The following is an 18,471-nucleotide window of genomic DNA, read 5'->3' as shown; positions in this document are numbered from 1 at the left end:
ATCAGCTGACCACCGGAACGTCGTTGTCTTCCTCTTGCTCCTGATCTGCAAGCTCTTCGTCTGGCAGGGTGAAGCCGGCAACGGAGGACCGCAGTTCAGACGCCATCTCGGCCAGGTTACCGATAGACTTCGCGGTTGCGTTGGTACCGGACGAAGTCTGCGAGGTGATTTCCTGGATGACGTTCATCGTGTTGGAAATGTGCGCCGCAGAGGACGACTGCTGGCGGGCCGCGTTGGAGATGTTCTGGATCAGTTCCGCCAGAGACATGGATACGTTCTCGATTTCCTCGAGGGCGATACCCGCGTCCTGAGCCAGGCGGGCACCACGGACCACCTCGGCGGTGGTGTGTTCCATGGAGATAACGGCTTCGTTGGTGTCAGACTGGATCGTCTTAACCAGCGCTTCGATCTGCTTGGTCGCTGCAGAAGAACGTTCCGCCAGGCGCTGAACTTCGTCCGCAACCACCGCGAAGCCCCGGCCCGCGTCACCGGCCATGGAGGCCTGGATGGCTGCGTTCAGGGACAGGATGTTGGTCTGGTCGGCGATGTCGTTGATCAGGGATACGATGTCACCGATTTCCTGGGAGGACTCACCCAGGCGCTTGATCCGCTTGGAGGTTTCCTGGATCTGCTCACGGATGTTGTCCATGCCGCGGATGGTGTTCTGTACCACTTCCGCGCCTTTCTTGGCGATCGCAACCGACCGCTCCGCAACCGCTGAGGATTCGGCGGCGTTGGAAGATACCTGGTCGATGGACACCGCCATCTCGTTAACCGCGGCAGAGGCGCCGGCAATTTCCTGGGCCTGGTGCTCGGATGCATCGGCCAGGTGCATGGCCGTGGCCTGGGTTTCCTGGGCGGCTGAGGCTACCCGTACCGCCGTGCCACGAATCGCCTGTACCAGTCCACGCATCTGGTCGATCGCGTAGTTGATGGAGTCCGCGATGGCACCGGTGAAGTCCTCGGTTACCGTGGCCTCGGTGGTCAGGTCACCATCCGCCAGGTCGGCGAGTTCGTCCAGCAGTCGCAGGATCGCGTTCTGGTTCTGTTCATTCTGCTCCTGAGTCGCAGAAAGTCGAGCCTGGGCATCGCGATACAGGGCCACACCGATGATGACCACGATCGCCACCATGGCTGCCAGCAGGAAGAAGGCCAGGGTCGGGCTGATGAAGCGGGAGCTGGACTGACGGGCAAAACCGTCGGCCAGAACGGAGAGCTCAGACAGCAGGATCTCGGAGTTCTGGAAGATGTCACTGGCAGCGGTACGAACCTTGAAGAGGTCGGGAGAGGCTTCAAGGATCGCATCAACGTTCTGGGAAACGAATTCGAACAGCTCGTCTACCGCCTCCAGGCCGTAGATAGCGTCTTCATCGGCTACCCTGGAGATGCCCATGGCGGGGTTGCCGTTAAGCTGACCGTCCAGTACCCGGCCAAACAGGCTGGCGTCACGGCCGAAACGGTCAGCGGCGATAACCGCGTCTTCGTCACCGGACAGTACGTTGTTGACAGAACGCACGATACGCTCTGCCAGCAGCGACTGGCGCTGTGCCAGGGCGATCTGCTCCGCCGGAGCGTTGTTGTCCAGCAGGATCTGTACGATGTCATCGTACTCCACCTGCAACTGGGGAATGGTTTCGTTCAGGGTCCGGGCTACTTCGTGCAGGCCAAGTACCGCATCCCGGGTAGACAGGATGCTGTCGGCGTTGTCCCGAACCGTGTTCCAGTTCTGCTGAACGCCACTGCGCTGGGCCATTTCACTGGCAGGCAGGCCGGTGGCCGGATTACCTTCTGAGACGAATGACCAGAGCTGCTGGAAGTCATCCCGGGAGCGACGAAGCTGGTCGAAGGCTTCGGCGGTACCGCCGGCGGCCTCGGTGGCGTTCTTCGCGATCTCCTGGGAGAGCACCCGCATTTCGGCGGTGTTGGCGATGTATTCCTGGTCGTTCTGGCTATCCCTGTTAATAATGAACAGGACCACAACGAGCAGGACGGTGAGTGCAATCAGCGCAGCGATCAGGCCGGCAACCAGTCTGTTGCCCCCCTGTCCCATGCTGAGTCTTCCGGCTCTGTTTTTCATTTTCTGGCTCCCGGCCTCTTTCTTTCTGGAAATGGCAAGTTTTTGTAACGGGTTTCAGACGGTCAGGGTGATGTTCCTGCCAGTGCTCACACCCTTACCACTGTGCGACATCGAGAAAACGCTCATCTTCCACCAGATCGGCGGCAGAGAACACTTTCCAGACCTCCTCGTTGCGCTCATAACCTCCGGTCACGAACGGACGAATGCTGTCGGGTACTCCCTCGGGAGTCGCCCTGAAACTGTCTTTTGCAAAGTACTGCATGCCCAGCACGGAATCGACCACCAGGCCGCTGAATACGTCGCCTTCCTCAATGACCAGAACCCGACGCTCGCGCATACTGCGGGAGGATCGGGGAACATCGAAGAAGCCAGCGAGATCAACCAGGGGCAGAAGGCGGCCGCGAACATTGGCAGCACCCATCAAAAACGAGCGAACCCCCGGGATATGAGTAAACCGGGGGACGTGCAGGATTTCGGTGACTTCACCCATGGGTGCGACATAGCGCTCACCCGCCAGAACAAAACCGATGCCGTTCCAGAGTTCAACGGCCTCCTGTTGTTCCGGAAGGCCGGCGGCTAATGACCGGCTGCGCTGGGCGATATCCGTCAGAACGGCGAAAGGGGCGGCCTGGGCGGACATGCTTACTCCACGGTTAGGGATCAGGCAATCAGGCTGTTGATTGTTTTGATCAGGTCATCTTCGTTAACCGGCTTGACCAGGTAACCCTTGGCGCCCTGGCGGGTTCCCCACACGCGGTCGGTTTCCTGATCCTTGGTGGTAACAATCACAACCGGAATGGACGCGGTTTCTGGCGCGCGGGTCAGCTGGCGGGTGGCCTGAAAGCCATTGAGGCCAGGCATGACCACGTCCATCAGAACCAGGTCCGGGGTTTCTGCGCGGGCTTTGGCCACGCCGTCCGCACCGTTGTCGGCGGTCAGCACTTCGTGCTTGTGTTTTTCCAGGATGGTGGAAATTTTTTTAACTTCTGTTGGCGAGTCGTCAACAATCAGAATGCGGGCCATGTTTTCCTCGATAATTACTGGTGTCAGCAGGTTTACTGTTGCGCCTGTGGAATGTACTGGCGAATAGTATTGAGCAGCTCATCCTTGCTGAACGGTTTGGTCAGATACTGGTCCGAGCCAACGATCCGGCCTTTTGCCTTGTCGAAAAGGCCGTCCTTGCTCGAGAGCATGATAACCGGCGTCTTTTTGAAAGAGGAATTGTTCTTGATAAGTGCGCAGGTCTGGTAGCCATCCAGTCGGGGCATCATGATATCAACAAAAATGATGTCCGGCTGGGAATCGGCAATCTTGGCCAGAGCGTCAAAGCCGTCAGTGGCGGTGATGACCTCACAACCGACCTTTTTGAGAAGGGTTTCTGCGGTGCGACGAATGGTTTTGCTGTCGTCAATCACCATAATCTTCAGATTCTCGAAGTTGTCATCCATTGTCCAACTGCCTTGCGCTCTAGCGACTGTCGTTATTTTCAAACGGGGGTTTTAACACAAACCTTAAGGTTGTTCTATAAACCCCGCTCATTTATAGAGTATCGATGGCCGGATAAAAAGTATTAGTTTGTGACCAAATGTACTTCTGCCTGTGCCGTCACGGATTTAACTGTGGATTTCACCGGGTGCAATCAAGGCTCGGGTACAATACCATTTCCAGCATAGCACTTTATCGCTGGTTCGCTCTGCTGACCGGTTCGTGTTTTCACATCGAAATTCCAGGAGACTCTGATGACAGTCCGGCTCGGGATCGTGATGGATCCTATCGAAGACATCAGCTTCAAGAAAGACAGTTCGCTGGCCATGTTACTGGCGGCGCAGAAACGCGGTTGGCAGATCGAGTATATGGAACAGCACGATCTGTATCTGGCGGGTGGCCAGGCCCGTGCCCACACCCGCGATCTCACCGTGCATATGGACCCGGAAAACTGGTTCAGCTATGGCGCCAGCCAGGATCGGGCCCTGGGTGATCTGGATGTTATTCTGATGCGCAAGGATCCGCCGGTGGATCGCGAGTTCCTGATGGCCACTTATATATTGGGGGCTGCTGAGCAACAGGGTGCGCTGGTGGTCAATCCGGCGGCCACGCTGCGGGATTGCAACGAGAAGCTGTTTGCCACCCAGTTTGAGGACCTCACGCCGCCGTTGATCGTCACCCGTTCCTCCCAGCGTTTCCGGGAGTTCTATGCTGAGCATGGCGACATCATCATGAAACCCGTGGATGGCATGGGCGGCCGGTCGATTTTCCGGGTCAGGGAAAACGATGCGAACCTTGGGGTGATCATTGAAACCCTGACCAACCATGGCGCCCACCAGGCGATGGCGCAGAAATTCATTCCGGAAATCACCGACGGCGACAAGCGGATTCTGCTGATCGAGGGCGAGCCGGTGCCTTACGCCCTTGCGCGAATTCCATCCCAGGGTGAAAATCGCGGCAACCTGGCGGCCGGGGGGCGTGGAGAGGGGCGCGAACTGACCGCGCGGGATCGGGAAATCTGTGCCCGCGTAGCGCCGGTGATCAAGGAAAAAGGGCTGATGTTTGTCGGGCTGGATGTGATCGGCGATTACCTCACCGAAATCAATGTCACCAGCCCAACCTGTATCCGCGAGCTGGATGCGGCCTTTGGCATCGACATTGCCGGCATGCTGATGGATGCCATTGATCGGCGCCTGGGCCGGAGCTGAGTCAGGCTTCCTCCAGGCACGTGCAGATAAACTATCAGGAAAGGTAATGGCAGTTCAGGTAAGCGATTTCGACCGGTTGTCCTTCACGCTGTTCATGGCGCTGGCGGTGCATGCCATTGTGGTTCTGGGCATTACCTTTGCTCCGGAGTCTCCCCGTTCGTCTGCCCAGACCATGGAGATTACGCTCTCGCAGTTTGATGATGAGCAGGCTCCGGATGAGGCGGATTTTCTGGCCCAGACCAGCCAGCGGGGTAGTGGCACGGAAGAAGAGGCCATGGAGATGACCACGCCGGAACCTGCGGAAATCAGCCAGCCCGAAATGGCCCAGGTGCAGCCTGAGCTCCAGACCACCACACAACCGCAACCCCGGGAAGAGCGTGCGGTGGTCCAGACCGAAACGACGGCGAGCCGGCAGGTAGAGCAGCCCGAAGACCGGTCAGAGCCTGAGCCGGAACCGTTGCCACGCAGTGAGCGCAAAAGCCTGATGGAGCGGAGCCTGGAAATTGCCAGCCTGGAAGCCCGGTTTGATGCCCAGCAGCAAGCCTATGCTCGCAAGCCAAGGGTCATGCGGGTGACGGCGGCCTCCACCCTCAGGTCAAGCAATGCCTGGTACGTTCAGAACTGGGTAAACAAGGTTACCCGGGTGGGCAACATCAATTATCCGACTGAAGCGAGGCAGGCCGGAATCTACGGAAATCTGCGTATGCTGGTTTCTCTGCGCAAAGATGGCACAATCAAGGAAGTGGCGATACTCCAGTCGTCCGGCAGCACGGTACTTGATGATGCCGCCATTCGCATTGTGCGCATGGCCGCGCCCTTTGCACCCTTCCCGGAAGAGATGCAGCAGGAAGTGGACGAACTGGAGATCATACGTACCTGGTCGTTCCAGCAGCGGGGGCTTACATCCGGATGACAGCGTCCAAGCAAACCGACGGTAATCTCAGGCATCACTTTCTGGTGGCGTCACCGTGGCTCGCCGACCCCCGTTTCCATGGCGGTGTTATTTACCTCTGTGAGCATTCCGAAGAAGGGGCCCTGGGGCTGATGATCAATCAGCCTCTGGATATCCACCTGGGAGAAATCCTCGAGCAGCTGGACATGCATGGCGGTGAGTTGGACCTGCCGGTGTTCACCGGTGGCCCGGTGCAGCCGGAACGGGGTTTTGTGCTCCACTCGCCTGGCCAGCAATGGCAAAGTACGGCACTGGTGACCGATGACGTTCTGCTCACCACCTCCCGGGATATTCTGGAAAGTATTGGTCGCGATGAGGGACCGGATGAGTTTCTGGTGGCTCTGGGTTACTCAGGCTGGGGTGAAGGGCAGTTGGAAGAAGAACTCGGCAGCAACGCCTGGCTGACCTGCCCGGCGAGCACCGATATCCTGTTCCGGACACCGGTCAGCCAGCGTTATGAAGCGGTACTCAGGTTGATTGGTGTCGATCTGAACCAGCTCAGTGATTCGGTGGGCCATGCCTGAACAAGGTAACCGTCGGCTGCTGGCCTTTGATTTCGGAACCCGTCGCATCGGTGTCGCTTCCGGTCAGGAACTGCTCGGCACCGGCCAGCCCCTGGCCATGATCCCGGCGAGGGACGGTATCCCGGACTGGCAGCAGGTCGAGAAACTTCTGGCGGAATGGCAGCCGGATGTCGTACTGGTCGGGTTACCGCTGAATATGGATGATACCGAGAACGACATGTGTGCCCGGGCCCGCAAATTTGGCAAGCGCCTGCACGGTCGTTTTCATGTGCCGGTAGAGATGGTGGATGAGCGACTGACCAGCTTTGAAGCCAAGGGCGATGTGATGGCTGCCGGTGGCAGCCGTGATTTTGGTCGCCATGGGGTGGATGACCGTGCCGCAGTACTGATATTGGAAACCTGGTGCCGGGAACAGGCCGGCTGATCTGACTGATGAGGCTCTGATGACCGCATTGATGGATATCAACCAGTTGCTGGATGAACTGGAAACCGGGTTACGCCGGATTCTTGAGCAACGTGGTATCGACAACCCTGTGTTGATTGGCATTCGCACCGGTGGCGTTTGGCTGGCCGATGTCATTGGCAAGCGCCTGGGTATAGATCAGCCGTTTGGTGAACTGGATATCTCCTTCTATCGGGACGACTTCAGTCGCATTGGCCTGAACCCGAAAGTGAAGCCCTCCAGCCTGCCTTTTGACACCGAAGGCCGTGACATCATCCTGATTGATGATGTGATCATGAGTGGGCGAACCATTCGAGCCGCGATGAATGAGATCTTCGATTACGGTCGTCCTGCCAGTATCATACTGGCCACCTTGATTGATCTGGGTGCCCGGGAGCTGCCGATTCAGCCCGATGTGGTCGGCCACTCCCTGGCGCTGGAAGCGCATCAGCGCGTCAAGTTGCGCGGCCCCGAGCCGTTGCGCATCGAACTTCAGGACTCCGGGCAGTAACACCCCCAATTGACGACAGGCGAGCCATGACCGCAAACGATCCCTCCCCGAACCACTTGCAGCTGACCCGGGATGGTCAGTTGCGGCATTTTCTCACTTTGGACGGCCTGGGCCGGGAGCTGCTGACCGACATTCTGGATACCGCCGATTCCTTTATCGAAGTGGGTGAGCGCAGCATCAAGAAGGTGCCGCTGTTGCGGGGCCGGACCGTCGTTAACCTGTTCTTCGAATCCAGTACCCGCACCCGCAGTACCTTTGAGCTGGCCGCCAAGCGGCTGTCTGCCGATGTGCTGAACCTGGACATCAACACGTCGGCCACCTCCAAAGGGGAATCCCTGTCAGACACCCTGCTTAACCTGGAGGCCATGGCCAGCGACATGTTCGTGGTGCGGCATTCCCAGAGCGGGGCGCCGCACTTTATCGCCGAAAGCGTGACACCGGGCGTGGCCATCATCAATGCGGGCGATGGCAGGCATGCCCACCCCACCCAGGCGATGCTCGACATGCTCACCATTCGCCAGCACAAGGGGCGTTTTGAAGGCCTGAAAGTGGCCATTGTCGGCGACGTATTACACTCCCGGGTTGCCCGTTCCCAGATCCGGGCCCTGAACGAACTGGGCGCAGAAGAGGTGCGGGTGATTGCCCCCGGTACCCTGTTGCCCAGGGATGTGGAAGATCTTGGCTGCACCGTGGAATATGACATGGCCCGCGGCATGAAAGACTTGGACGTGGTGATCATGCTGAGGCTGCAAAAGGAGCGTATGGAAGGGGCACTGCTGCCCAGCGAGCGGGAATTCTACCGCCTGTATGGCTTGAATCAGGAGAAGCTGGCGCTGGCCAGGCCGGACTGCATTGTGATGCACCCGGGCCCGATCAACCGGGGTGTCGAGATTGAATCGGCGGTGGCGGATGGTCCTCAATCGGTGATCTTGAACCAGGTAACCAATGGTATTGCCATCCGGATGGCGGTCATGTCCATGGCGATGGGTGGGCAAATGGCAGAGCGACAGCAAAAACAGACAGACAGCGAGGGACATCGGGCATGAGTGGCAGCCAGCAAGATAACAGCACCAGCCTGGTGATTACCGGTGGCACCCTGTTCGATGCTCATGGGCAATTGACCGACAATCCCGGGCTGTTGGTTCGCGACGGAAAGATTGCCGCTGTCGGTTCTGAGGCGCAGCAGGCCGGTGTAGCCCGGAGTGTTGACGCCAGTGGCTGTGTGATTTCCCCGGGGTTTGTGGATTTGTGTTGCAACCTCCGGGAGCCCGGCAATGGTCAGAAGGGCAATATTGCCTCGGAAACCCGGGCAGCCGCCCACGGTGGTTTCACCACGGTCTGCGCCAGCCCGGAAACCTCTCCGGTCAATGATTCCAGCGCCGTGACCCATCTGATTCGCGAGGGGGCCGCTACCCGTGGTGTGGTGAATGTATTGCCTGTGGGAGCCATTACCCGTGGCCTGGAGGGCGACTTGCTCAGCGACATGGCCGGCCTGAAAAACGCCGGTTGCGTGGCGGTGGGTAATGGTTCCCGTGGCGTGCGCAATGCCCGGATTCTGCGCCGGTGTATGGCCTATGCCCAGACCTTCGATCTGACAGTGATGTTCAGCCCTGAGAACCAGGCCCTGGCCGCGGACGGCTACGCTCACGATGGTCAGGTGGCGACCCGCCTGGGCCTGCTGGGCATCCCGGAAGTGGCGGAGACGGCTGCGGTTATGGAAATGTTGTTGCTGGCAGAAGAAACCGGCGTGCGGCTGCACTTGAGCCAGTTATCTTGCGGACGCAGCGTCGAGATGCTGGCGGACGCCCGGAAGCGGGGCATCCAGGTGACTGCGGATGTCGCCATGCATCAGCTGGTGTATACCGAAGACGCCCTGGCAGGCTTTGACAGTCGTTTTCACGTGCGCCCGCCCCTGCGTTCCGAGGCCGACCGTCAGGCGCTGTTGGCAGGCATTCGCGAGGGTGTGATTGATGCCATTGTAAGCCAGCATCAGCCCCACGACAGCGCCGCCAAGCAGGCACCACTGCCGGCCACCGAGCCTGGCCTGTCCAGCATCGAGAGCGTGTTGTCCCTGGGGTTGGGGTTGGTGGCGGCTGGTGAGCTTGAGATGCCTGATCTGCTGTCTGCGCTGACCCTTGGTCCATCCCGGGTTTTGGGCCGGGAATGGGCGCTGGCTGAGGGTGTGGCGGCAGACCTGTGCATTTTCGACCCCAAAGGCCATTGGGTACCGTCCCCATCTACCCTGGTGTCAGCCGGACACCATGCCCCCCGTTTCGGATGTGAGCTGCCGGGGTTAATGAAGCTAACGCTGGTTGGCGGACGGACCGCCTGGCAATAGTGACACTGCTGAAAATGCGGCAGAGGTTGGCCAACCTCTGTCGACGCCATCACAGATTACCCTGTTTTTGCTGAAAAACTCTTGAAGAGAGGCACCTGAGCCAACGTATTCTATGGCTCGGCCACTTATGGTCATCAAAAGGACGACGGAAAATGCCGGCGGCCTGCTGTGCCGGTGTCCGACAATAATAATTCAGGAGTCATCCCGTGAAATCAGTCAGTTTATCCCGCCGTATTGCCATGGCGGCTGCTTTGTGCGCCACCCTGGTTACCCCTGCTCTGGCGAAAGCCGAAACCGAGATTCTCGAGCGCAGCTTTTGCGTGTTTGATCCCGTGGGCGCCAACGGCCCGCTGTTTGCCATTACCAAAGAGTTCCAGCCGGTCGCCATGCAGCGAGGCATCAGGCTGAACCTGCGGGCTTACACCGATGAAAAGGTTGCCGCCGAGGACTTCAAGGCGGGCCAGTGCGACGCAGTGCTGCTCACGGGCACCCGCGCCCGTGAGTTCAACAAATTTACCGGCAGCCTGGAGGCCATGGGTGCCGTCCCTGGCGAGCAGGAAATGCGCCTGTTGTACAACACCCTGAGCCAACCCCAGGCACGCCAGTTCCTGGTTGAAGGGCCCTACGAGGTGGCCGGTGTATTCCCCGGTGGTGCTATCTACCTGCACACCCGTGATCGCAACGTCGACTCGGTTGAAAAGCTTCAGGGTAAGCGTATCGCCACCCTCGACTATGACAATGCGTCGGTACGCATGGTTCGTCATGTCGGCGCGTCAGTGGTGGGTTCCAATTCCGCTAATTTCGCTGGCAAGTTCAACAATGGCAGTGTCGATCTGGCCTATGCGCCTGCCGTGGCCTATCAGCCATTGGAGTTGTACAAGGGCGTCAACGAAAAGGGCGGTGTTTTCAAGTACGCCTTGGCATATATGAACTTTCAGGTGATTATCCATACCGACCGTTTCCCGGATGATGCCGGTCAGATGGTGCGCGATGAATCGATCAAGCGGATTGATCAGGCCTACGAGATCATCGCCGAGGCAGAAGCTGGCATTCCCGAAGAGGTATGGATGCACCCGCCCCAGGAAGATGTGGCCGAGTACGACCGGATGCTGCGCCAGGTGAGGCTGTCTCTGCTGGAGGATGGCGTGTATGACGAGCGTGCGATCAAACTGATGCGTGCCATTCGTTGCCGGGTGGACGGTTCGCGTTCGGAGTGTGCGTCTTAAGTCTGAAGGGCGTTGCTGGGCCTGTCAGGCAGGAGCTGGCCCGCCGGTTGGCGGGCCGGATCCGGTTAACGGATCGCGTCTTTCAGGGCCTTGCCGGCCTTGAATCCGACGGTCTTGCTGGCGGGGATCTGGATGGTGGCGCCGGTTTGAGGGTTGCGGCCTGTGCGAGCCTCGCGGGAGCGAATGCTGAAGGTGCCGAAGCCAATGAGCGTGGTGTCTTCACCCCGGGCCGCTGCTGCAGACAGCTGATCGGTAAAGGCGTTGATAACTTCGCTGGCTTTTTCCCGGGTCAGGCCGGTTTTATCGGCAATGGCGGCGGCAAGCTCTGGTTTGCGCATCGGATACTCCTGTTTGATTTCGTTCTGATTATTGTGTTTGACCGCAAGGCAGACCCTGCGGTTGAAGCAATCTATAGTGGCTTTGGCCGAAATGTGCAAACCCTGTTCGGTTACGAACTGTGGCCGCAGGCGTCATTTGCGGGGTTGGTCTCATAAACCGGAGCCCGGTTTGGTCATAATGCATGGTCGGTTACAGGATGTAACAAAACGATTCTGGCGGCGCCAGGCGCTGATGTTTTCTGAATAACACAAGAATAAAAAGGTGTTGATGCTATGAATGATTTCCGCAAAGCCGGTTCCGGAATTCGTGGGCTGGTGGCCGCTGTTGGTGCCAGCCTGGTACTCACCGGTTGTGGTGCCGTCAACCACATGATCTACAAAACCACCGGTGATGTGATGCAAGGGTTCTCGCGCAATCACACGGTGCCTTACCTGCTGGAATCGGATGACCTGGCCATGGGTTGCTCCATGAGTGAGGCGACAGCCCCACTGCTGATGTCGTTTGGCCGCGTGACCCGCGAACCGGACCAGCTGGCGGTTATGTTGTACCTCTCGGCGGGCGGTTGTGCGGAGGAGCAGGCCCGGGAGCATGAACTGGCTGCGGAGCGGGCAATGTATTCCATGAACGCCGGTGAGGCCCAGGATGCGATGATCCGGCAGAAACGGGCCCATACCCAGGCGGCGAAGCGTTACCTGAAGGGCTGGCAGCATCACCACGCCCATTACGGTGATCCGGATGGCGGGGAATGCCCCAAGTTCAAAGACGATCTGGATGAATTCATTTACCTGGCTGGCTTGTTGTCCGGGTTGCAGGCATTGAATGCCCAGATACAGGCATCGTCCTCAATTGGTGTGCCGTTCAACACCGGTTCCGTGGTTGGCCGGGCGACCCAATGCCTGGACAACAAGAAATGGTGGGGCGCACCGATGGGGCTGCGGGCAACGGTCTGGGCCATGATTCCGGGCACCCAGCCGGAAGGTGAAGACGCCTTTGAACGACTGGCTATCGCCAGCAAGCAGGGCGAAGAGGCGGGCGTCAGGCTCGGCCACGTTTTCCACGCGATCGCCGCAGTAAACAAGAACGACGAAGCCTTGATCAAATCGGTGATCCGGGACCACGCCGAATCGTTGAAGAATGACTCGTCCAGCGACCAGTGGCGGTTTGTTGATGCCATGGCCAGCAACATGCTGGTGGCCATTTCTGATCGTTTGTGGGTCGAGAACACCGGCCACCGGACCCCCATCGGTCAATTCGGCAGCTTCTGGGATGATCAGCGGGCGCCGGTCGAAACCATGGATCTGGATGATCTGCTGTAACTCCTTCAAATTCCAGGGTAGGTTTTATGACTAAGGGTGGTCTGCAACGTTCCGGGCTGGAATGGTTCTCTTCCTTGCCGGCGTGTCTGTTGCTGCTGGCTGTGGTGTTGTTCTCGACCAGCAGTGATATCCATAACCAGATGCTGCGCGGTGGTGAGCAGCTCTGGAGCGGATACTACAAACTCCGCATGGATCCGGTGCAACCGGAGTGCAACCCGGACCGGGATATTGAAGCTGCGGTTGCGGAGGAAATGGCGGCAGGGGCTCCAGACGATGACCCCATGGCGGCTTTGCTTGGTGCACATGACAAGGATCCGGCGGATGTCCGGCTGGCCATCGAGCGATCAGTCGGTGAGTGTCAGGCGGCCCATGCCAGCTATCTTGAGCTGCAGGATCAATTGACGCCCGGGGTGAAAGCCTATCGTGCGGTGGAATTGTTCGTGGCTGATCTGATCGCCTTCGGCCTGGCTGGCCAGCGTTATATCCTGGTGATTCTGGTGATGCTGTGTGCGGTTACCGCAACCCTGACCCGACACCACATCGCCATGCGGGCGATGGAAACCAGGCTCGATTACATCGTTTCCCATACCCTGCAGACCATTGCCAACGCCATGCTGCTGGGCTCCAGTGCCATCTTCCGGCAATCCAGCCTGGGTAGCAGTACTGCGGTTTCCGGTGAGGAGCTGATGCTCCACAATCTGTGGATTGTCGGTTTTGCCTGTCTCACCCTGGCCAGCCTGTATCGGCTGTTCCGGGTGCCCTCCAATCTACAGGAGGGTGGCCGGCTCGGGCAGGCCTTCCTTGCGGTGCCATTGTATACCGTCATGTGCCTGATCTCCGGCACTTATTTTGCGATGATCGGCCACTCCTCGGGTATTGGTATCTACCTGGGTAAGATGATGGAGCTGGCGGACATGTTCCTGAACGTTGGGCTGTACGTTTGGGTAGGCATGATGCTCAAGCAGACCCGTCTGGCGACCCTCGTGTTCAACGTATTCCGGCCCTGGCGCATGCCCCCGGAAATGCTGGCGGTTGTTGCCGTATTGGTGGCCGCTGTGCCGACGGCTTATACCGGTGCTTCCGGGATCTTTGTCATCGCAGCCGGCGCCGTGATTTACAGCGAACTGCGGGCCGCGGGCGCGAGACGGCACCTCGCCTTGGCCGCCACGGCCATGTCCGGTTCGTTGGGCGTGGTTCTGAGGCCATGCCTGCTGGTGGTGGTGATCGCCTACCTGAACCGGGAAGTGACGACCGACGAATTGTTCGGTTGGGGTATCTGGGTATTTGTCCTGACCGCGACCATGTTTGGTCTGGTGGCGATGTCGGTCAACCGGCAGAGCAAATTCGACCTGGCGCCGACCGCTCAGGCTTTCCCGGCCTCGTTCCGGGCACTCCGGCCACTGCTGCCCTACGTCCTGGTGATCGCCGGTGTTGTTCTGGTGTATCGATTCGCCCTGGACGTGAAGATGGATGAGTTCTCCGCGCCACGGTTGCTGCCGGTGATCATGCTGGCGATTCTGGTCTATGAGCATGTCAGTCTGAAGAAGCGGACCAGCCCGGAACCAGGGCAGGCTCGCCATCCGGGCCTCGAGCGCAGTATTCGTGGCGCAACCAACGATACCACCGCTGAAATCGGAGCACTGCTGTTGCTCCTTGGCTTGTCAGTCAGCATTGGTGGTGTCATCGAGCGTTCCCACATCATGGAAGCCTTCCCGCAGGCCTTCGATAGCGCCTGGTCTGCCATGTTGCTGATGGTGGTCATCCTGGTAATCCTGGGTATGATCATGGATGCTTTCGGTGCCGTGATTCTGGTCACTGCTACCGTAGCCACCATTGCCTATTCCAGTGGTATTCACCCGATCCACTTCTGGATGGTGACGCTGGTGGCCTTCGAACTGGGTTACCTGAGCCCACCGGTGGCGCTCAATCACCTGCTGACCCGTCAGGTGGTGGGTGAAGCCGAGGTGCTGGCTGCCCAGCGTGAGGGTGGCACCTTCTACCAGCGCCATGAGCGTATCATCATGCCGCTGATTGCCATGGGTATTTCCCTGCTGCTGGTGGCCTTCGTGCCGCTGTTGTTCTACGCCACCTGACCCGAGGGGCTTCGGCCCCTGCCAGTATCAGACAACAAAAAAGCGCCGTGCTCTCGCAGGGCGCTTTTTTTGTTGGGGCAGGCTCAACTGAGCTTCGGGCCCGCCTCGACGATGGCATCTGCCACATCGAATTTCTTGAAGTTATCCACGAACTGGGCAATCAGTTCCTGAGCCTTGCCGTCGTAGTATTCCGGGCTGGTCCAGGTGTTGCGTGGGTTCAGCAGTTCGGTGTCGACACCAGGGATGTGCTTGGGCACGTCCAGGTTCAGGGCGTCCAGATGCTCGGTTTCCACGTCATCCAGATCGCCATTCTGGATAGCGGCGATGATGGCTCGCGTGGTCGGAATGCTGAAACGCTTGCCTTCGCCGTAGGGGCCGCCGGTCCAGCCAGTATTGACCAGGAATACCTTGCTGCCGAACTCGTCGATCCGCTTCATCAGCAGCTCGGCGTATACGCCGGCCGGACGCGGGAAGAAGGGGGCACCAAAGCAGGTTGAGAAGGTGGACTTCAGCTTGGAAGACGAGCCCATCTCGGTTGAGCCAACCAGCGCGGTGTAACCACTCAGGAAGTGGTAAGCGGCCGCTTCACGGCTCAGGATGGATACCGGAGGCAGAACGCCAGTCATGTCGCAAGTCAGGAAGATGATGTGTGACGGCTCACCGGCGCGGTTCTCCAGAACCCGCTTCTCCACGTGCTCCAGCGGGTAGGCGCAGCGGGAGTTTTCGGTGAGGGATACATCGGTGTAATCCGGCTCACGGGTTTCCGGGTCAATCATCACGTTTTCAACGATGGCACCAAAACGGATGGCATCCCAGATGATCGGCTCGTTCTTCTGGCTCAGGTCGATGCACTTGGCATAGCAGCCACCTTCGATGTTGAACACGGTGCCAGGGCCCCAGCCGTGCTCGTCGTCACCGATCAGGAAACGGTGCGGATCGGCAGACAGGGTGGTCTTGCCGGTACCGGACAGGCCGAAGAACAGGCAGGTTTCGCCGTTCTCGCTGACGTTGGCGGAGCAGTGCATCGGCAGTACGTCTTTCTCGGGCAGCAGGAAGTTCTGTACAGAGAACATGGCTTTTTTCATTTCGCCGGCGTAGTGCATGCCTGCCAGCAATACTTTGCGCTTGGCAAAGTTGATGATCACGCAGCCATTGGAGTTGGTGCCGTCACGCTCGGGCACACACTCGAAGTTGGCGGCGTTGAGGATCTGCCATTCCTGCTTGTCGGCCGGGTTGTAGTCATCCGGGCGGATAAACAGGTTGCGGCCAAACAGGTTCTGCCAGGCGGTTTCCGTGGTCATTTTGACCGGCAGGTAGTGTTCGGGGTCAGAGCCGACGTGAACGTGGGAGACAAAACTGTCTTTTTCAGCAATGTAGGCTTCAACACGATCCCAGAGGGCGTCGAACTTGTCGGCGTCGAACGGGCGGTTGATCGGGCCCCAATGGATGTCGTCAGCGGTGCTGGGCTCCTCGACGATAAAACGGTCCATGGGAGACCGGCCGGTACGTTCGCCGGTGGTGACCACCAGGGAACCGTTGGCTGCCAGTTGTCCTTCATTTCTGGCCAGTGCCACTTCAACCAGTCTTGCTGTACTCAGATCATTATAAGTGTTGCTCACTTCGACCTCGCCCTCGGGATGTCTTCGTGATTGCTCAGGCCGTCCCCCCGAAAAAAATTGACGGAAATCTGAACAATCGGGTCAATTCAGGCGCGCTATTATGCCAGAGACGCCGGTAAAAAACGACTGCCCTGAAAGCCGCGCCAGATGCGGCTTCCGGGCAAGTTGAGTGACTGCTTAGTGTAACGTATGACCGGTGAAAAGGTGATCAATGTCATTTCTATTGAAGCGATAGTTTGCGTGACAGAACTGGCAGTCCATGTTGATGCTGCCCTGCTCGTCGAGGATGCTGTAACACTCGTCTTTGCCGATGGCCTCGAGGGCGGCGAGGGTGCGCTCCCTGGAGCAGCTGCAGCGAAAGGCCACCGGTTCGGGATCGAACAGCCGCACGGTTTCCTCGTGGAACAGCCGGTGCAGAAGGGTTTCGCTGTCGAGCGTCAGCAACTCTTCGGCCTCGACAGTGCGCGCCAGGTGATTGACCCGGTTCCACAAATCATCGTCTTCTTCGGTATGGCCCGGCAACCGCTGCAGCATCAGGCCGGCGGCGGTATCTTCGTTGGCGAACAGGAACAGGCTGGTGGCAATCTGCTCGGAGCGCTCGAAATACTCCTCCAGGCAGCCGGCCAACGTATTGGCTTCTCTGGGCACCACGCCCTGATAGCGTTGGCCCTGGTCCGGGGTGATGGTTATGGCCATGCGGCCGGTGCCCAGAAGTTCGTTCAGGGTATCGCCGGTAACGGCCTGATCGTCATGGCGGGCAAGGCCCCGGATATGGCGGTCGTGGCTGCATTCGGCCATCAGTGTGCGCAACGAGCCTTCGCCGGCCGCCTGCAAGGACAGGGTACCCTTGAACTTCAGGCTGCTGCTCATCAACACACTGGCCACCAGCGATTCGCCCAGTAACCGGCGAACAGATTCGGGGTAAGGGGCCTGGGTGCTGATGTCACTGAAACTGTTGCCCAGTTGAACCCAGGCACCCCGAACCTGGCTGTGTTCGAAAATGAAACGTTGGAATTGATCTCGGGATGCCATGGTGTCTCCTGACGCTGTCTGTGGGGTTGATGGTACTGCCCGCGCGGAAGGGTAATGTGAGGCGGGCGTACTGTTTACGAGCTTTGGTGTGATCCGGTTTTACAGGCCGTTCTGGTCCCGGAACCGCTGAATATCCCGGCGGTCTTTCTTGCTCGGCCGGCGGGCGGGTGGCAGTTGAGCTGCCTGCATGGTCTTGCGCTGCCAGGCCAGTTCTTCGCGTTTTTTTACGCTGTCATTGGTTTCGTGGTAAAGCTTCTGGGCCTCCGGAGCACCCCGGCGCCGGTCGCTGATCTCATCCACGATCACGATTTTTTCCTGCCAGCCCAGGCGCAGGGTTACTTTGGCGCCGGCTTCGACAATCTTGCCGGGCTTTGTGCGCTGGCTATTGTAGTGCACCTTGCCGCCTTCGATGGCTTCTTTTGCCAGGGAGCGGGTTTTGTAGAAGCGGGCGGCCCAGAGCCACTTGTCGAGCCGTACCTTTTGTTCGTCAGCGCTGGTTGCCGTCATATCTCCTCACCGGGTTGGCACCTGCCATCGTGCCTATGTATTAACCGGATTATAACCGGCCCGTCATCGGGATGGCAGGGGCTGTTGCGAACGCAGTGATGGCAGCACTTCATCAAAATGGCGAATGCCGGGGATCTCAGGGTGCTGTGCATTGGGTGCCTGGGTGCTGTCGGGCTCAAGAATGGCCAGGCATTGGCCGATGCCTGCCTGGCGGGCACTCTCCAGCACGGGAAAACTGTCGTCCACCATCAGGGTTTTGTCTTGCCGGTACGGGACTTTTCTGCCGAGGTCTCGCCAGAAATCCCGATCTTCCTTGGGTTTGCCGAATTCATGGCTGGAAACGATGGCATCCACATGTTGGTCCAGGCCGGTGCGCTCCAGTTTCAGTGCCAGGGGGTCCGGGTGGCAGTTGGTCACAATGACCGAGCGCAGGCCGGCTTGGCGCAACGAAGACAGAAAGTCGGGCACGTGGGGGCGGTAGCCGATGCGATCACTGACTTCCGCCTTCAGCTGGTTGATATTCACCGAGAGCCGTTCGCTCCAGTAGTCGGTGCAGTACCAGTTCAGTGACCCCCGTTCCGCCATGATCATGGCCACCAGGGTCTCTTTCGCCTGTTGGGGATGCAGGTTGTACTGCTCGGCGTAACGTCTGGGCAGGTGCTCAAGCCAGAAGTGCGAGTCAAAGTGAAGATCCAGCAGTGTTCCATCCATATCAAGGAACACCGTATCGAGGGTTGACCAGTCCACCACCATAAACAAAAACAGCCTGAAAGATTTCTTTCAGGCTGCCTCAGATTCCGGC

Annotated in this window: 19 protein-coding genes; 10 read left to right on the top strand and 9 right to left on the bottom strand. The window is 58.8% G+C overall.

What is annotated here, in order from left to right:
• Position 1: 1 nt before the first annotated feature.
• From J122_RS09185 to pilG, 4 genes are all read right to left on the bottom strand, one after another.
• Positions 2-2,077 (bottom strand): methyl-accepting chemotaxis protein, encoded by a 2,076-nt coding sequence (locus J122_RS09185; RefSeq protein WP_058090782.1) that lies wholly within the window; start codon positions 2,075-2,077, stop codon positions 2-4.
• 94 nt (positions 2,078-2,171) lie between these two features.
• Positions 2,172-2,717, bottom strand: coding sequence for a chemotaxis protein CheW (locus J122_RS09180; RefSeq protein ID WP_061331966.1), 546 nt, complete (start codon positions 2,715-2,717; stop codon positions 2,172-2,174).
• Between the two features lie 20 nt (positions 2,718-2,737).
• Entirely contained in the window at positions 2,738-3,100 is a 363-nt protein-coding gene (pilH, locus tag J122_RS09175; RefSeq protein ID WP_011787171.1) for a twitching motility response regulator PilH, read from the bottom strand.
• Positions 3,101-3,132: 32 nt separating this feature from the next.
• Positions 3,133-3,525, bottom strand: coding sequence for a twitching motility response regulator PilG (pilG, locus tag J122_RS09170; RefSeq protein WP_058090780.1), 393 nt, complete (start codon positions 3,523-3,525; stop codon positions 3,133-3,135).
• Positions 3,526-3,816: 291 nt separating this feature from the next.
• Here pilG and gshB point away from each other — a divergent pair, with 291 nt between their 5' ends.
• From gshB to J122_RS09130, 8 genes are all read left to right on the top strand, one after another.
• Positions 3,817-4,770, top strand: a complete 954-nt coding sequence (gshB, locus tag J122_RS09165) for a glutathione synthase (RefSeq protein WP_061331965.1) — start codon at positions 3,817-3,819, stop codon at positions 4,768-4,770.
• A gap of 46 nt (positions 4,771-4,816) precedes the next feature.
• The gene (locus tag J122_RS09160) at positions 4,817-5,683 is read left to right on the top strand and encodes an energy transducer TonB (RefSeq protein WP_061331964.1); all 867 of its coding nucleotides are present in this window, start codon (positions 4,817-4,819) and stop codon (positions 5,681-5,683) included.
• A complete protein-coding gene (locus J122_RS09155; protein ID WP_061331963.1) occupies positions 5,680-6,246 on the top strand; it encodes a YqgE/AlgH family protein in 567 nt (188 codons plus the stop codon). Before J122_RS09160 ends, J122_RS09155 begins: the two co-directional genes overlap by 4 nt.
• Positions 6,239-6,670, top strand: a complete 432-nt coding sequence (ruvX, locus tag J122_RS09150) for a Holliday junction resolvase RuvX (RefSeq protein ID WP_061331962.1) — start codon at positions 6,239-6,241, stop codon at positions 6,668-6,670. Before J122_RS09155 ends, ruvX begins: the two co-directional genes overlap by 8 nt.
• 19 nt (positions 6,671-6,689) lie before the next feature.
• On the top strand, positions 6,690-7,199 hold the full coding sequence (pyrR, locus tag J122_RS09145) for a bifunctional pyr operon transcriptional regulator/uracil phosphoribosyltransferase PyrR (RefSeq protein ID WP_061331961.1): 510 nt from the start codon (positions 6,690-6,692) through the stop codon (positions 7,197-7,199).
• A 26-nt stretch (positions 7,200-7,225) separates the two neighbouring features.
• On the top strand, positions 7,226-8,245 hold the full coding sequence (locus tag J122_RS09140) for an aspartate carbamoyltransferase catalytic subunit (protein ID WP_061331960.1): 1,020 nt from the start codon (positions 7,226-7,228) through the stop codon (positions 8,243-8,245).
• The gene (locus J122_RS09135) at positions 8,242-9,537 is read left to right on the top strand and encodes a dihydroorotase (RefSeq protein WP_061331959.1); all 1,296 of its coding nucleotides are present in this window, start codon (positions 8,242-8,244) and stop codon (positions 9,535-9,537) included. Before J122_RS09140 ends, J122_RS09135 begins: the two co-directional genes overlap by 4 nt.
• A 206-nt stretch (positions 9,538-9,743) precedes the next feature.
• Positions 9,744-10,763: a putative solute-binding protein gene (locus J122_RS09130; RefSeq protein WP_061331958.1), complete on the top strand. Its 1,020-nt coding sequence runs from the start codon at positions 9,744-9,746 to the stop codon at positions 10,761-10,763.
• Between the two features lie 65 nt (positions 10,764-10,828).
• Here the strand turns inward: J122_RS09130 and J122_RS09125 are convergent, their stop codons facing one another.
• Positions 10,829-11,101 carry an HU family DNA-binding protein gene (locus J122_RS09125; RefSeq protein WP_058090771.1) on the bottom strand — a complete coding sequence of 91 codons (273 nt, stop codon included), beginning with the start codon at positions 11,099-11,101 and terminating at the stop codon, positions 10,829-10,831.
• Positions 11,102-11,374: 273 nt separating this feature from the next.
• On the opposite strand from J122_RS09125, the gene J122_RS09120 reads away from it, so the two are divergent.
• Entirely contained in the window at positions 11,375-12,418 is a 1,044-nt protein-coding gene (locus tag J122_RS09120) for a hypothetical protein (protein ID WP_061331957.1), read from the top strand.
• A gap of 26 nt (positions 12,419-12,444) precedes the next feature.
• On the top strand, positions 12,445-14,511 hold the full coding sequence (locus J122_RS09115; RefSeq protein ID WP_061331956.1) for a TRAP transporter large permease subunit: 2,067 nt from the start codon (positions 12,445-12,447) through the stop codon (positions 14,509-14,511).
• A gap of 83 nt (positions 14,512-14,594) precedes the next feature.
• Here the strand turns inward: J122_RS09115 and J122_RS09110 are convergent, their stop codons facing one another.
• The 4 genes from J122_RS09110 to yrfG form a co-directional block, all read right to left on the bottom strand.
• A complete protein-coding gene (locus tag J122_RS09110) occupies positions 14,595-16,130 on the bottom strand; it encodes a phosphoenolpyruvate carboxykinase (protein WP_061331955.1) in 1,536 nt (511 codons plus the stop codon).
• Positions 16,131-16,307: 177 nt separating this feature from the next.
• Positions 16,308-17,162 (bottom strand): Hsp33 family molecular chaperone HslO, encoded by an 855-nt coding sequence (gene hslO, locus J122_RS09105; protein ID WP_061331954.1) that lies wholly within the window; start codon positions 17,160-17,162, stop codon positions 16,308-16,310.
• 99 nt (positions 17,163-17,261) lie between these two features.
• Positions 17,262-17,669 carry a ribosome-associated heat shock protein Hsp15 gene (hslR, locus tag J122_RS09100; RefSeq protein ID WP_061331953.1) on the bottom strand — a complete coding sequence of 136 codons (408 nt, stop codon included), beginning with the start codon at positions 17,667-17,669 and terminating at the stop codon, positions 17,262-17,264.
• A gap of 63 nt (positions 17,670-17,732) precedes the next feature.
• The gene (gene yrfG / locus J122_RS09095; protein WP_061332072.1) at positions 17,733-18,419 is read right to left on the bottom strand and encodes a GMP/IMP nucleotidase; all 687 of its coding nucleotides are present in this window, start codon (positions 18,417-18,419) and stop codon (positions 17,733-17,735) included.
• Between the last annotated feature and the right edge of the window lie 52 nt (positions 18,420-18,471).

Source organism: Marinobacter excellens LAMA 842 (assembly GCF_001574445.1).
Lineage (GTDB): Bacteria > Pseudomonadota > Gammaproteobacteria > Pseudomonadales > Oleiphilaceae > Marinobacter > Marinobacter shengliensis.
Note: the sequence above shows the minus strand (reverse complement) of the source record. Positions and strands in the feature narration are given on the sequence as shown.